This window comes from Legionella dresdenensis (assembly GCF_042649825.1).
Taxonomy (GTDB): Bacteria; Pseudomonadota; Gammaproteobacteria; order Legionellales; family Legionellaceae; genus Legionella_C; species Legionella_C dresdenensis.
Window position 1 is genome coordinate 1 of the sequence record NZ_JBHSAB010000016.1, and the last position, 15657, is coordinate 15657.

Consider the following 15657-nt stretch of genomic DNA (forward strand, 5'->3'; position numbering starts at 1 on the left):
ATTTTGGCTCAAAGAGCCAAATCAATGGTTAATAATCAAGCAGCTTAAGGCAGCGCCATTGGGTCGTTTGACCCAACAAGTTTTTTTTCAAGCACCCCAAGCCTGAAAAGTGATTGAAGATTGGTAATGTTGGGTCAAACGACCCAACCTACACTGTTAATTATGGCAGTTTAATTGTTTTTAAGGCGCCGCCGCCAAGCGCTTCACTGAGGCTAATATACGAATCCAGGAAATTCTGTTTTGCTATTACTAACTCCTCCTGAGCGGAATAAAGCTGGCGCTCTGCGGCTACCACGTTGATAAAGGGTAATAAGCCGCGGCGGTATTGTTCGCGGACTAAATCCAGATTGCGTTGCTGGGTATCCTGATTTACCCTGTAGCGCTGGACAGCGCGATATCTCTGTTGATAGCGGACCAGATTGGTTTCAACCTCGCCCAGTGCATTCAGGATAACGGATTTGTAATTGGCTAATGCCTCATGCTGAGCGCCACGCGCCTCTTTAACCTGAGCGTCTATTCGCCAATAATCCAGCACGCGCCAGCTTAAAGAGGGGCCAGCGTAAAAATAAACTGCATCACGTACTAACAAACTTCTTTGAGCGAGCGCCTGTACGCCGATATCACCCATTAAAGTAAACTTGGGATAATACTCCGCCTCGTTCGCGCCGATATCAGCCGTTGCTGAAATTAATTGCTGCTCCGCACTGAGTATATCAGGCCTTAGCCTTAGCAGTTCAGAAGGCACTCCCGGATTCGGGATAGCCGGAACCATTGGCACACCGGCGGCTTTTTTCAGCTGTGCTTCCAATGTACCCGGCGCCTGCCCAGCCAGAATATCGAGCCGGATAGCGCTCTGGCTTAACTGAAACTGCAAATCTGGCAACAATGCATTGGTTTCAGTCAACAACGCCTTGGCCTGGGTAGCATCAGTTTCTGCGGCGATTCCAGCCTCATAACGTACTTTATTAAGATACCAGGACCTTTGCTGGCTGGCGGCTGTCTTTTGATTAATAATAATTCGTTGTTGCAATGTACGATAAAGCGCGTATTCATGAGCAACCTCAGCAGCAAGCGATACCTCATTTGCCAGTCGATCAAGCACTGCCTTGTCAAGATTGGCAAAAGCCGATTGCCGCTGACGCCGCAAACGGCCAAATAAATCAATTTCCCAGGAAGAATCCAGTTCAATCTGATTCTGACCATAGGTGCGCAGCACAAAGGGGTTCAAACCCTGAAGACCCTGCAGAGAGGTCTGATTCGTCAGTGCGGTTGCAGTGGTTGAACCCTCGGGTAAAAAGCGGGCATTCGCATATTGCAGCCTTGCCCTGGCCTGTTCAATCCTTGCCGCGGCCACTTCCAGATCAGGATTATTGGCTAACGACAACTTGATGAGCTGATCCAGAGTCTGATCATGAATTGCAAACCACCAGGGCTTATCAGGTTTAGGTACTGAAACGGTCCTCGCATGGCTATTTACATAACGGTTGTGAACAAAATTGAATTTTGGACGCAGATAATTCGGGCCAACCATACAACCGCCCAGAAAGCTCGACAACAGCAGCAGAGAAATCGTCCTGCGAATCACCTTAACCGCCTTGCGACATACTTGTCGCCAACAACGGTTTCGCCTTCTCGCTCTCGATATAGGCATCAACCTGTTGACCAATAAACAAGGGGGGATTTTTCTGCTCAATCTGAAAAACCAGTTGCAAAATCCGGGTATCAACAAGTTCTTTCGAGGCGCCGGATAAATTTTCCTTGGGTTTGACGTAGGATTCCACTTTTACCAGCCTGCCCTGCAGCTTTATTAAGGAATCCCCTTTCGGACTAATAATCGCCCGTGGATTTTGATGGATTTTACTGATATCGAATTCATCAAAATTTATCCTGGCATTAAAATGGCGGGTATCGCCCATAATAATCAATGGCTCTGCCAAAACACCGGCAGATGAGAATTCACCGGGACGAACATTGACCCGTAATATTTCTCCGTTAATCGGGGCTCGTACTGTATGAAGCTCAAGATCGGTTTCTGCCTTTTCCAGATTAGCCTCTGCCTCCTGCAAACTGGCTTTTGCCGTCAGTACGCCATTTTGGCGGCTAACCAATTCTTCTCTGGCAATTGCGCCCTTATCACGGACATTTTCATAGAAACCAAGCTGGCTCTGGGCATCCTGCAACCGGGCCTTGGCAACTTCAACCTGCGCCCGGCGCAGACTGCATTCTGCCTGTGCGCTTTTGATATCGAGCTGAAACAGCGGCTCTCCTTTTTTAACCTGGCTGCCGACTTTGACAAAGACCTGCTCAACTACCCCGGATAAATGCGAACCGATTTGAATATTTTCACTTGCGGCTTCAACAAGGCCGGTACCTGCAACAATAATCATATCTTTACCGTTTACCATCGGCGCAGACAATGGCGGCTGCGGCGGTGCCAGTGACGATTCATCAGGCTCCATGGTAATCGCGCTAACGACTGCAAAAACCAAACAGGCTCCGGCCACTACCGGTAAAATAATCCGGGGAGACAACTTTGGCATTGACTGCTCCTACGCCTTATTAATTGATTTAATCAGACCATCACCAATGGTGACAATCACATCTGCAAATTCAAAAATACGATTATCATGCGTTACCACAATAACGCAGCGGCCAGGTTTTCTGGCATTTTGCTGCAATAACTCCATTACCTGCCGGCCAGTAATACTATCCAGAGAAGCAGTTGGTTCATCACAAACTAACAGCCGCGGCTCATGGATTAACGCCCTGGCGATAGCAACCCTTTGCTGCTGTCCGCCTGACAATTCCCGGGGTAATTTATTGACATGCTCTCCCATCCCGACTTCAGCCAGAAATGCCTTGGCAGCCGCTACCGCCTGCTCACGCGCCATGCCATTTGCTACCAAAGGAATACAGGCATTTTCCGCAGCAGTCAACGCCGGTAATAAATTAAACTGCTGAAAAATAAAGCCTATATTTTCCCGGCGAAAACGGGCATTAGCGCTATTGCTCATGGCATTAATATTCTCGCCAAACAAAGTTACCTTACCATCAGAAGCGCTTAAGATACCAGCGATAATTGAAATCAGCGTTGTTTTACCGCAGCCGGAAGGACCTACCAGAAACGTCATTTGTCCGGGCTCTATTACCCAGCTAATGCCATGCAATACTTCGGTTTTGATTTCGCCTTCGCCAAACCATTTTTTGACATTTTCCACAACGATAGTCTGTTCGGCTGAATTATCCATATTACCCCTTAAACACGATGGCCGGATCAATACGCAAAACCCTGCGCAGGCTGAACATACTGGATAATATCGTTACCACAAAAATCAACCCGCCGGTTATAGCCAGCATAAACCAGGGCATATAAAGGCCTTTCAGAGCATAAGTATTGCCAGTAATCCTGAAAAACAAGGTAGCAACCCCACTGCCCAGGGAAAATCCGATTGCAAATACCACCAGCGATTGAACCAATACGATAGACATCAATCGCCTGTTTGCAATTCCCATGGCTTTCAACGCGCCAAATTGCCGAATATTGTCTGAAACAAACATATTCAATAACAGGCCGACAATTGTCGAGCCAACGATCAGGCCAAGGCTTACTGTTACGCCAAAATTAACCGGTATTCCAGTGTTTTCGATATAATATCGAATCGTGCTGCGTTTAAACTGTGGACGGGTCAGCGCTCGTAAAGGGGTTGTTTTTTCAATTTTTCCGGCAACTTCTTCTGGTGAATAACCGGGCTGAGCTTTGACCAGAATAAACGACATTCGCTTTCTGCCGCCATTGGTAAAATTCAGAGCATTGCTATAACGGGTATAAATGATGGGTGCAAACTGAAAGGAAGGCATGGTATCGGCCACTCCGACCAGAACTGCGCGATGATCATTTAACTCAAGCGTCCTGCCCAGTTTGTAATGACCATGATCCTGCGGCCATAACAGATTGTAGCCAATGGTATCAACAATGATTGCATCAGCCCTTCTTAAGTCTTCAATATTGCCTGCTTTCAACAGAGTCGGAGCGCCGGCTAAGGATGGATCATCCAAACCAATCACCGTCGCCTGATTAAGCACGCCATCAGTCGGTTTGGCAATAGCGATAATTTTAAGCAAAGGAGCGGCCCACTGTACCCCAGGTACAGTGCGGACCATGTTCAGCGCCGTATCCCGAAGGGGATCAATAATATCAAGATTATCAACCTGTTTGTCCATAACCCAGATATCAGCATCACGGATAGCATAAATAAAACTGGCGGTCCTTTTCATTACTCCAATAAAAATTGACCCTTGCTGGGCGATAAGCACTGTTGCAAAGGCGATTCCAAATACCAATCCCAGGAATTTGGTTCTATCGCCCACTAACATTTTAAGGGCTATCCAGTTCAAATTATAACGCCCCCTGTTATTAAGTTCGCGTAATTAAGCGGCTTCCCTGATAATCCAGACACGCTTTGCCTGTTGAGGCAATATTGCCGCTTCGCTCCATAAAACGATTGGTGCGTCATGTGAAGCCGGCGCGTCCTTTGATGACAGTTCGACAGCAAACGGGTATTTTTTACGCACATTTTGTAATGCGGATAAAACCCTGCTCAAATCAGCATGATTATCTTGCAGCACCAATTGATTACCCCGATAAATAACCGTAACCGGCAACCCGTTCAAAGCCTGTTTAACCACTGTTTCCAGTCTGCGCCAGCGTGCCTGTCGGCCGCGTTGCTGCTCAGCCTGAGTCGGACTTTGCTGGTATTTGATCCGTGAATTGCTGGTGAATACTTTAGCCCAGGAGTTATTGCCCGGCTTCTGCTGCAGGAAATAAGTGCATAAGGCATCGACCAGATAGCGGTATTTACCAGACACATTATGGCTGCTACCAGGCGTATTATTAATATAAATTGCGAACGCAAGCGTATGGGCATTAGCGGTATACATATAACCAGACAGGCTGACTATGCCAGTCATCGTGCCTGTTTTTGCCCGCACCATATCCTGCTGGTTTGGCTTTCTGAATCGGCGCTGTAAAGTACCATCACGGCCAGAAACCGGCAATGCAGCAATATATTCATAGGACAGCGGAAAACGGTCAAACAGGAAACGCAACAAATTAACGGTCTGGGTCGGCGTTAATAAATCATAACGCGACAAGCCGGAACCATCGGTCAGAACAGCTTGTTGCATATCAATCCCGGTCTGCTGTTGCAGGAATTTTTTTACCAGCGTCTGTGCTTCAGCCCAATTGACTGGCGAACCATTTAATTTGTCGGCAGCATGCAAAAACAGGCTGTCTGCATACAGATTATCTGATGGTTTAAGAGTATCGGCCATTAGTTGTGAAATCGGTTTAGAGACATCGGTCGCTAATAGCATGGAACCATAAGGCGTTTTACCAAGCTGGACGCTGCCGTCAAGGACAATATTCGCTTTGGCAAGCTGTTGTTTGACTTGTCCCTGAGCGTATTTTAATGGGTTGCGTATTGCCATTTTCTGTTGCACTGCCCATTGTCCAACATTAACACAGCCACGTACCGTCAGATTATTATCTTTATCCATTGCAAAACTGACTCCGCAATGGGCTGATTTTTCTTTCGTTTTCACTTGATTGTTAATGATTATGCTGCCGCTGTCGTCATCCACCTCGACAATCGCAGGCTCACCCGGTTTATCAGCGGGATTGGCAGTAGCAATTATACGATTGGCATCAATCATAACCGGCGCTGCTGGAGCGCCGTAGCTATAAGTAAGATCAGAGGCCATCCAGCCTGGCGGATAAGGAGCTACATTGGCATGGCTGCTGTCAATGATCACATTACCCTGAATTCTGGTCAGGTGCAGTTCCTTGAGTGAACTCATCAGGCTGGCAAGCCGGTCACGGCTAAATGACGGGTCGCCTGAAAGTTTCAGATAAAGATTGCCTTTCAGTACCCCATTCTGCAATTGCGCCGTTCCGGTACTCAACTGGTTTCGGAATCGGTAATCCGGACCTAACACCATCAACGCAGCAGCATCGGAAAATAGTTTCATATTGCTGGCCGGGATAAATGATCGAGCCTGATTACGCTGATACAACACGGAACCAGTCGTTAGATCAACAACCTGAATACCGATGTTAATGGCAGGGTCGACCTGATTAATCAATTTGTCAGCGCCACTCTGAATACTGGCATAAGAAATCATTGAAACTAATGACAAACCGGCGATATAGCCAATGGAACTCCATTTCATGGTTTATATTTCCTTAAAAATAATTACCCTAATCATAACGCAAGCCCATACGCTCCAGAAGCCCTGCGAGAGTATCATTATCAAAAAATTTAATTTGCAGCCAACCACTGCTTCCTTTTTCACTGGCTATCTGTACCGGAGCGCCGATTTGTTCCGCCAGAATTTGCTCCAGGCGCTTGATGTCGCGATCGGAAACAGACTCCTGCGACACTGGCATAGCCTTCAAATTTCTTACTTTTTCTTCAAGATATCGTACTGACCAGTCTTGTTCAATCACTTGTTCTGCAAGCATAATCTGCTGATTAACGGACAGCCCAACCAGCGCACGCGCATGCCCCAAGCTTAATTTTCCCTCGGCAATCAAGGTCTGCACTGCGCTACATAGCGTTAATAACCGCAGAATATTGGCAACATGGCTACGCGATTTGCTGACTAAAGCCGCGATTTCATCCTGCTGAAAATGAAATTCATCACGTAATCGCTTATAACCATTGGCTTCTTCAATTAAGGTCAATTCCTGGCGCTGGATATTCTCAACCAGGGTCAGCGCGGCGGCCTGTTGATCAGTGTACTCGCCCGACAAACAGGGAACTTCCGTCAACCCGGCCAGTTTTGCAGCGCGCCATCTGCGCTCGCCCGCGATAATTTCATAATGGCCGCTGGCAATTTCGCGGACAATTAATGGTTCAATCAGGCCTTGGCTCGCTATCGAGTGCGCCAGTTCCTCAAGACTTTTGGGATCAAAATTTATCCGGGGCTGATACCGGCCGCGTTGTAAACTGGCAACCGGGAGCAGCTTATAACTTACTGTCATAAAGATACCATCCCAGGTTGAAGATCAAATGCGAGCAGATTGCGGCCAGGATGCCATGATGCCAGAAAATCCAGCCAAACAGCACGGATTGAAAACAGTTCAAAGCCAGCATCAGATAAACAAACCGCCGGCTGTTCTTACAACCAGCCGCAATATAAACCGGTAAATGGGTGAGCATATACATCAAACCACTTAATATAATTGCCGTCCAGAATACAAAATCGGTTTTTTTCCTGAGCAACAGCAGCATAAAAAAAACGATTACATTCATTAATCCCCAGCGGATTAATATTTCCTCAACCACTCCGTTATAGAGTGCCGCGCCATCAAGGCCAAACACAGCGCGCAGCTTTTTCAATGCCAGCAATGAAACAGTATCAAGCAATCTGCCGACTACACCATAATACAAAACAAAAAACAGAGTTAACCCAAACAAGGTAAGGGCAAGTACAGGCAGAACTACGGGCTGTACAAGATCCAATACTGGCTTGCCTTGCAACAACCCCTCAAGAATCGGATCAGACAAGCCTGTTCGCGACGATAACGCAACGCCGGCCAGGCTCATAAGAAAAACCATAATCAGATTCTGGACTATCACAATAAAACTGAATCGGCTTCTAACCTGCTCGCTGTTATCCGGCAACAACAAACCAATCAGTTTCGGCGTTGCGATTAACACACCGGGTATTGCCAGACAAAAAAGAAAAATCACCAGGGGCCAGTTGATCTGCATCCGTTATCCCTTTTGCAAAATACTATAAAAAAACCCATCACAATCTGACTGGCCCGGCAAAATTTGCCAACCATGCCCCGTTGCTATTCCATGTTGAAATGGCGCATCCTTAACGATACGGCAATCTGGTTGACGAGCAATAAAGCGCGCGATCTGCTGTTCATTTTCTTGTTTAATCACCGAACAGGTCGCATATACCATTCTGCCCCCCGGTTTTAACAGCGTCCATAAACTATCCAGCATTTGTTCCTGTAGCAGCACAACCTGTCCGATTTCCTCCGGTGTCCGTAATAACTTGATATCAGGATGGCGGCGAATAACTCCGGTTGCTGAACATGGCGCATCCAGTAAGATACGATCAAATAAATTCCCATCCCACCAGGACTCCGGCTTCAGAGCATCGCCTTGCTTTATCGTTGCAGTCAGTTTGAGTCGGGCGAGATTCTCCTGTACACGCTGCAATCGTTTACTTTCAATATCGAGGGCTACGCAAGCCTGTAATTCAGTCTCGCTTTCAAGAATATGACAGGTTTTTCCGCCCGGGGCGCAGCAGGCATCCAACACCCGTAAACCCGGTTTTAAATCCAGTAAAAAGGTAACCAGTTGTGCAGCCTCATCCTGGACAGATACCAATCCGTCTTTAAAGCCAGGCAAGTCATTGACATCACAGGCAGTCTCAAGAGCAATGCCGGCACTGGAGAAAACAAGCGCGTGAGCGGCAATGCCTGCGGCATTTAATTGTTGCAGATAAGCCTGCCGCGTCACTCGAGCCAGATTAACCCGCAATGTCATCGGCGGATGCTCATCATTATTTTGCAGTATTTGCTGCCAGTGTTGCGGCCAATCCTGTTGCATCTGTCTGACAAACCAATCCGGGTGGCCGGTCTGGTAATCCGGCAACTCATTGAGCTGCTGAAGAATATCGCTGCTTTCACGGCCAAAGCGCCTTAAAACTGCATTAACCAACCCTTTAGCCCAACTTTTTTTCAGTTTATCAAGCAAGCCAACTGTTTCCTTAACAACGGCATAATCAGGCATGCTCATGTATTGCATTTGGTATAGTCCGGCTAACAGCACAAGCCAGACATCCATCTGCGGCCTTTTATCAACCAGTTTGCCGGCTATAGCCTGTAAGCGGTAATAATGCCGGCACACACCGAAGCAAATTGCCTTGGCGAGGGGCGTTACCTCATCGCTGCCCTGCAATGCATGCATCAAGGGCATGTTCTCAACAATAACCTTGTGCAGCAGTCTGACAGCTTGTAAGCGTTCGTTTTTTTTCATTGTAAAACCAGATTAACAGCCAATTGCGCTTTACCGGAATTCAACCAGTCAGCCACAGTAATTATTTTACCGCCCGCAAATTGCAGACGCTGAATGCGCAAAAGGCCATCGCCAGTCGCAACCTGGATGCCAGACTTGTCAATTGCAACAATAGTCCCCGGCTTCGCATCACAGGTTTTTGTTTCTGCCTGCGCCTGATGTATCCGGATAACTTCATCCTGGGCATGAGTGAAAGCAATTGGCCAGGGATTAAACGCTCGAATCCGGCGTTCGATTTCAATTGCTGTTTTTGTCCAATCAATCAGCGCATCATCCTTACTGATTTTGCCCGCATAGGTTGCCAAATCATGGGCCTGCGGCTTAGGCTCAGCCTTACCGTCCGCGAGTTGCTCAAGCACAGCAAGTAATGGCTCGGCAGCAAGCGCTGCCAGCTTGTCGTGCAGTGTTCCGGCAGTTTCATCGCCAGCCAACGGACAGCGGACTTCAAGCAGGCTGTCGCCAGTATCCATGCCTGCGTCCATCTGCATAATAGTGATCCCGGACTCACTGTCTCCATGCAAAACAGCATGTTGAATAGGCGATGCGCCACGCCAGTACGGCAGTAATGACGCATGAACATTAATACAGCCAAGGCGTGGAATGGCCAGTACCTTACGCGGTAGAATCAGCCCATAAGCGATAACCACCATTACATCAGGCGCTAGCTGCGCCAAATCGTCAACAGCATCCGGCTCTTTGAAATTCAGCGGCTGATAAACAGGCAGGTTACGTTCCAACGCCCAGCTTTTTACAGGCGAAGGCTGCAGTTTACGCCCACGGCCTGCAGGCCGATCCGGCTGAGTATAGACTGCGATTAATTCATGCCCTGATTGACCCAAAGCATCAAGGCACGGCAGGGCAAATTCTGGCGTGCCGGCAAACACTATTCGTAACTTGCTCATGATCTTTTTTCATGCTGACGTTTGTATTTTTCCAGTTTTTTACGCGCCATGGCACGCTTTAGCGGAGAAAGCAGATCGATAAATAACTTGCCGTTTAAATGATCAATCTCATGCTGAAAACATTCGCCCAGTAATCCATCCGCACTCATTTCAAAAAACTCGCCGTGCCTGTCTTGTGCCCGGATAGTCACTTTCTCAGCCCGGGTTACCGTGTCATACGCGCTCGGCACCGATAAACACCCCTCCTGGTATTGAGCCGTTCCTTCACTGGCAATAATTTCCGGATTGGCAATAACCAGTTGCTGGCTTTTGTCGCCAATCACATCGATGACCGAAAGACGCAGGCTAACGCCAATCTGAGGCGCAGCAAGGCCAACGCCCCGGGCGTCATACATCGTTTCAAACATATCCTCAATCAGAGTTTGCAGATTATCGTCAAACTGCTCAACCGGTTTGGCAACCAGCCTCAAGCGCGGGTCAGGGAGATAAAGAATCTTGCGAATTGCCATAAATATCTATTTCCAAATCGTAAATGCGTGCTATTATCGCCAATACTCCGTGCCGCCGCAAGATACCAACAACCATATTCAAGGATTGAAGCATGCGATACCTGTTAATTGCCTTACTCCTCCTGGCTCTGCCTGTACAGGCAAGTGCTGTTACATTACGCAGTGATTACCCAAAGCAATATGTGGTACAGCCAGGCGATACCCTATGGAGTATTGCTTGCCGCTATCTGGAAAAACCCTGGGAGTGGAAAGAACTGTGGTATGCCAATCCTCAGGTTAAAAACCCGAATCGCCTGCATGTCGGTGCGGTACTCAGGTTAAGCTTCAGCCAAAACCGTCCTTATATTCGGGTTTTATCAAACGGCACAGTCAAACTTTCCCCCAATATTCGACGCACCGCTGCCTCTGAGACGATTACAACGATTCGGCTGACTGACATCAAACCATTTTTTAATGAATCAATAGTCATGGATCGAGACAGTTTGCTTAGTGCGCCTTATGTGGTTTCTTTGCCTGAGGAACGGATGCTGGGCGGCCAGGGCGATGAGATTTATGTCAAAAAACTGCACCCAAGCCCACTAATGCCAAGGGGAGCAACCATTCCCTATGCAATATATCGCCCCAATTGCCCCTATGTTGAACCCAAAATCAACCGGGTTATTGGTTACAAGGCAACACTGGTCGGGTATGGTGAATTGGTCAAAGGCGGCGAGCCAGCCCGAGTCATCATTACTAATATTACCGAAGGCGTACGGCTGAAAGACAGGGTTCTGCTTAATGATTTCCCCGATTTCAAACCTTATTTTATCCCCAAGGCGCCGATGACGCCCATAAGAGGCAAGATCATCGATATCCTGGGCGATTATACTCAGGGCGCAGTAGGTCTTGTCGCAGTACTAAACCGCGGTGAAAATGTCGGCCTTGAACCGGGTGATGTACTTGGCATTTACTCACCAGCCAAACTGGTTCCCGATCCATTAATACGGGGTAAATCGGTGCGTATTCCTCCTGAGCGTGTTGGCGAAGTCATGGTATTTCGGGTTTTTTCTGAAACCAGTTTTGCCCTGGTAATGCGTTCGGTTCGTGCAATTCATTTGAAGGACTGTATTACTAATCCATGAATAACAAGTATTATTTCCTCGCATTAAATCGTATGCCTTCAATCGGGCCGCGTACTGTCATGAAGTTGTTACGGCGCTGGCCAGATCTGGCAGAGTTGTTCAAGCTTTCACAAATAGAAATGGAAGAAGCAGGCCTTCCGGGCAAGCTGGCCGCCATCCTTGCCGGTTTTGATTTCAGCCAGGTGGAGCAGGATCTGTTATGGCAACAACAGAATGGAAATACGCTGCTGACCTGGGCAGATTCGGCTTATCCATCGCTGCTCAGGGAAACAGCGGATCCGCCAATGGTACTCTATGCCCAAGGCGATCTTGCCAGTCTCGAACAACCGGCTGTTGCCATGGTAGGCACCCGTAAGCCGTCAATAAGCGGCAGTGAAAATGCTTACCGCTTTGCTCATGAGCTGGCAAAGCATGATCTTACCATTGTCAGCGGCCTGGCCTTGGGGATAGATGCCAGGGCACACGAAGGCTGCCTTGCTGCTCAAGGCAGGACAATTGCGGTTATGGGTACCGGAATTGATTATATTTATCCGCACAGACATCAGAATTTAGCGTTAAAAATCAGGGAAAAAGGTTTGTTGCTAAGCGAGTTCCCATTAAAAGTCCGTCCAAATGCTGGACATTTCCCCCGCAGAAATCGTATAATAAGTGGCTTATCATTATGCACTTTGGTTATTGAGGCGGCAATAAAAAGCGGTTCTCTTATAACAGCAAGGCTCGCTCTGGAGCAAAACCGCGATGTTTTGGCCATACCTGGTTCAATCCACAATCCGCAATCCAGAGGCTGCCATCATCTGCTGCAACAGGGAGCGAAGCTTATCACCTCAAGCCATGATGTACTTGATGAGTTGAACATTGCTCCTATTAAGGCTGATGCAGGCAAGGAACCAGTATCTCTTGCAACCAATAATAAAAACCTAGTAAAGTGCGTGGGCTTTGAAGTTACGACAATGGATCAGATACTTCAGCGCAGCGGTTTAAGCGCTGATGAGGCAGCCTGTAATTTGGCAGAATTGGAATTACAGGGAATTGTACAGGCAGTTCCCGGCGGTTATATGAGGTTTATATGAAAGATAGTTTGTTTGAAATGCTGATGAGCTTTTTTGAAAAAAGCCTGTCCCAACTTACAGAAAGTAATGCTGAAGCTGAAGCGGTTGCAGATAATGCCCAAGACAGCAATGAACAGGAAACAATTGGCATTGATAACAAGACCGTTATTCTGAGGCCGGCAGCTGAAACTGCGACTCGGGTTTTTACTTGTGATGAAAAACACAAATTTACCAAAGCCAGTTACCAGTTTATTGCGCGTATGATGCAATGGAACATTGTTTCTTCTGAAACAATGGAACAGATTATTAATCAGCTTCTATTCTCTGAATCACGCTATGTGACTCTGGAAGAAACAAAATGGACTATACGTAATATACTGGCTGATAAAATGGATAGCAATCAACTCGCGTTTCTCGATCTTGTGCTATACCAAAAAGAAGATCAATTTGCTTTACACTAGGTTTTGCCATTCGCGCGCGCCAACAGGAATGATGAAACAGGACAGGATTATTAAAGTTTTGTCCAGATAAATTGATAACATTAATAATAAAGTAACTATCCGCTGCAATAATAAAATCCTGCTGAATAGTTACATAATCAAAGGGTCAGTTTAAATGAGTAAAAACCTGGTTATTGTGGAATCACCAGCCAAGGCGAAAACCATTCAGAAATATCTGGGTAAAGATTATGACGTGCTCGCCTCGTATGGGCATGTCAGGGATCTGCCTGCGCGTAAAGGCTCGGTCAATCCTGATAATAATTTTACTATGACTTATCGCCCGATTGAAAAAAACGCCCGTCATATCGAAACAATAGCCAAGGCCCTGAAAAACTCACAATCTCTTTTACTCGCAACCGACCCTGATCGCGAAGGCGAAGCCATTTCATGGCATATTTTTGAACTGATGAAAGAGCGTAACCTGCTCAAAGACAAGCCGGTACACCGCATCTTTTTTAACGAAATTACCAAATCAGCCATTCAGGAAGCAATTAATAACCCACGCGATATTTCTACCGATCTGGTTAATGCCCAACAGGCACGCAGAGCTCTTGATTACCTTGTCGGATTTAATCTTTCCCCTTTGCTGTGGAAAAAAATTCGCCGCGGTCTGTCGGCAGGCCGGGTACAAAGCCCTGCGTTGCGGCTGATTGTTGAGCGTGAAGAAGAAATTGAACGCTTTGTCGCTCAGGAATACTGGCGCATTATTGCCGCCTGTGAGCATGATAAAGCTCAGTTTCAGGCGCGGCTGACTCATTATCAGCAAGAGAAATTACAACAGTTTACTATTACTGGCGCAGACCAGGCACACCAGATTCGAGACGCCTTGCTGAAACAGGCGCAAGGGATTCTGACTGTCGATAATATCGAGAAAAAGCAACGCAAGCGTAAGCCGGCTGCCCCCTTTATTACATCCACACTGCAACAGGAAGGCGCACGCAAGCTTGGTTTTACTGCGCGTAAAACTATGATGGTTGCCCAGCAGCTTTATGAAGGAATTGAGATTGGAACCGGTACGGTCGGTCTTATTTCTTATATGCGTACCGACTCGGTTAACCTGTCTTTGGAAGCCGTAACAGAAATCAGGGAGTTTATCGTCCAGCGTTATGGTAAAGATAATTGCCCGGACAATCCGCGGGTCTATAAAACCAAATCCAAAAATGCCCAGGAAGCACATGAAGCCATTCGACCGACTTCTGTCAAGCGCACACCAGAAATGTTGCAGGAATATTTAACAGCGGATCAATTTAAACTGTATAGCCTGATCTGGAAACGCAGCATTGCCTGTCAGATGTCCGATGCCTTGATTGATACCGTTGCTGTTGATTTAAGCTGCGGCCCAGGCAATGTATTCCGGGCCAATGGCTCAACAATTGCCTTCCCAGGCTTTTTAAGCGTCTATGAAGAAAGCTTTGATGATACCGCTGACGAGGAAAATGCCGGTTTGCTTCCAAACCTGAAACAGGGCGATAAAATCAAACTGAATGATCTGTCAGCCAATCAGCATTTTACCGAACCGCCGCCGCGCTATTCTGAAGCCTCGCTGGTCAAGGCGCTGGAAGAATATGATATTGGCCGTCCATCAACCTATGCCACTATTATTCATACCCTGCAACAACGTGAATACGTGATTGTTGATAAAAAACGCTTTGTTCCGACGGATGTAGGCCGAATTGTCAATCGCTTCCTGACTGGCCATTTTACCCGTTATGTCGATTACCAGTTTACCGCGCAATTGGAAGATACACTGGATGCCATCGCCCGCGGCGAACGCGAGTGGATTCCCGTACTTGATGAATTCTGGAAACCATTTATTAACCAGATTCATGACATTGACGAACAGGTACAGCGCAAAGACGTCACCAGTGAAGTGTTATCAGAAAGCTGCCCAAAATGCGGGAAGCCGTTATCAATCCGCCTGGGTAAACGTGGCCGGTTTATCGGTTGCACGGGCTATCCAGAATGTGATTACACCCAGGATCTGGGCTCGCCTGAAGGTGAAAAAAGTGAACCGGATGTCGTTGAAGGCCGTAGTTGTCCCGCTTGTGAGAGCGCATTACATATTAAAACCGGGCGCTATGGCCGCTTTATCGGCTGTAGCAATTACCCGCAATGTAAACACATGGAACCATTGGAAAAGCCAGCGGATACCGGAGTAGATTGTCCAAAATGCCATGAAGGTAAAATTCTGAAACGCAAATCCCGCAAAGGCAAAATATTTTTCTCCTGCGCCAACTATCCTAAATGTGATTACGCGCTATGGAATGAGCCAATAGCCCAACCCTGTCCACAATGCGCCTGGCCGATATTAACGGTAAAAGAAACCAGAACGAAAGGCCGGCAATTACTTTGCCCGAAAGAAGGATGCGGTTATAGCGCAACGGAATAAACGTACTGGGCTGTAAAGCCCAACACCCTGCTCCAACAACTATCCGAATTCAATCTCTGGTTATCACTAAAAAAATTCGTCATAATACC

14 protein-coding genes are annotated in these 15657 nt (G+C 47.2%); 4 read left to right on the forward strand and 10 right to left on the reverse strand.

Annotation, left to right across the window (positions count from 1 at the left end; translation table 11 throughout):
• Positions 1-160 precede the first annotated feature (160 nt).
• The 10 genes from ACFORL_RS07630 to def are packed head-to-tail and all read right to left on the reverse strand — an operon-like array spanning position 161 to position 10509.
• Positions 161-1585, reverse strand: a complete 1425-nt coding sequence (locus ACFORL_RS07630) for an efflux transporter outer membrane subunit (protein ID WP_382342698.1) — start codon at positions 1583-1585, stop codon at positions 161-163.
• A gap of 1 nt (position 1586) precedes the next feature.
• Complete coding sequence (locus ACFORL_RS07635) at positions 1587-2540, reverse strand: efflux RND transporter periplasmic adaptor subunit (protein ID WP_382342700.1); 954 nt, start codon at positions 2538-2540, stop codon at positions 1587-1589.
• A 9-nt stretch (positions 2541-2549) separates the two neighbouring features.
• Positions 2550-3248, reverse strand: coding sequence for an ABC transporter ATP-binding protein (locus ACFORL_RS07640; RefSeq protein WP_382342701.1), 699 nt, complete (start codon positions 3246-3248; stop codon positions 2550-2552).
• A gap of 1 nt (position 3249) precedes the next feature.
• A complete protein-coding gene (locus tag ACFORL_RS07645; RefSeq protein ID WP_382342703.1) occupies positions 3250-4395 on the reverse strand; it encodes an ABC transporter permease in 1146 nt (381 codons plus the stop codon).
• Between the two features lie 33 nt (positions 4396-4428).
• Positions 4429-6228 (reverse strand): D-alanyl-D-alanine carboxypeptidase/D-alanyl-D-alanine endopeptidase, encoded by a 1800-nt coding sequence (gene dacB / locus ACFORL_RS07650; RefSeq protein ID WP_382342705.1) that lies wholly within the window; start codon positions 6226-6228, stop codon positions 4429-4431.
• A gap of 28 nt (positions 6229-6256) precedes the next feature.
• Complete coding sequence (locus tag ACFORL_RS07655; protein ID WP_382342708.1) at positions 6257-7042, reverse strand: ParB/RepB/Spo0J family partition protein; 786 nt, start codon at positions 7040-7042, stop codon at positions 6257-6259.
• Complete coding sequence (locus ACFORL_RS07660; RefSeq protein WP_382342710.1) at positions 7026-7775, reverse strand: CPBP family glutamic-type intramembrane protease; 750 nt, start codon at positions 7773-7775, stop codon at positions 7026-7028. The genes ACFORL_RS07655 and ACFORL_RS07660 overlap by 17 nt, the downstream gene beginning before the upstream one ends.
• A gap of 3 nt (positions 7776-7778) precedes the next feature.
• On the reverse strand, positions 7779-9059 hold the full coding sequence (gene rsmB, locus ACFORL_RS07665) for a 16S rRNA (cytosine(967)-C(5))-methyltransferase RsmB (RefSeq protein ID WP_382342712.1): 1281 nt from the start codon (positions 9057-9059) through the stop codon (positions 7779-7781).
• Positions 9056-10000 (reverse strand): methionyl-tRNA formyltransferase, encoded by a 945-nt coding sequence (gene fmt / locus ACFORL_RS07670; RefSeq protein WP_382342714.1) that lies wholly within the window; start codon positions 9998-10000, stop codon positions 9056-9058. Before fmt ends, rsmB begins: the two co-directional genes overlap by 4 nt.
• Positions 9997-10509: a peptide deformylase gene (gene def, locus ACFORL_RS07675; RefSeq protein WP_382342716.1), complete on the reverse strand. Its 513-nt coding sequence runs from the start codon at positions 10507-10509 to the stop codon at positions 9997-9999. The genes fmt and def overlap by 4 nt, the downstream gene beginning before the upstream one ends.
• Before the next feature lie 92 nt (positions 10510-10601).
• Between def and ACFORL_RS07680 the strand changes: the two genes are divergently transcribed.
• The 4 genes from ACFORL_RS07680 to topA all read left to right on the forward strand — a co-directional run bounded on the left by ACFORL_RS07680 (position 10602) and on the right by topA (position 15568).
• Positions 10602-11630 (forward strand): LysM peptidoglycan-binding domain-containing protein, encoded by a 1029-nt coding sequence (locus ACFORL_RS07680; protein ID WP_382342718.1) that lies wholly within the window; start codon positions 10602-10604, stop codon positions 11628-11630.
• Positions 11627-12700, forward strand: a complete 1074-nt coding sequence (dprA, locus tag ACFORL_RS07685; protein WP_382342720.1) for a DNA-processing protein DprA — start codon at positions 11627-11629, stop codon at positions 12698-12700. Before ACFORL_RS07680 ends, dprA begins: the two co-directional genes overlap by 4 nt.
• On the forward strand, positions 12697-13140 hold the full coding sequence (locus ACFORL_RS07690) for a DUF494 family protein (protein WP_382342722.1): 444 nt from the start codon (positions 12697-12699) through the stop codon (positions 13138-13140). Before dprA ends, ACFORL_RS07690 begins: the two co-directional genes overlap by 4 nt.
• Before the next feature lie 154 nt (positions 13141-13294).
• Entirely contained in the window at positions 13295-15568 is a 2274-nt protein-coding gene (topA, locus tag ACFORL_RS07695) for a type I DNA topoisomerase (RefSeq protein ID WP_382342724.1), read from the forward strand.
• Positions 15569-15657: the final 89 nt, after the last annotated feature.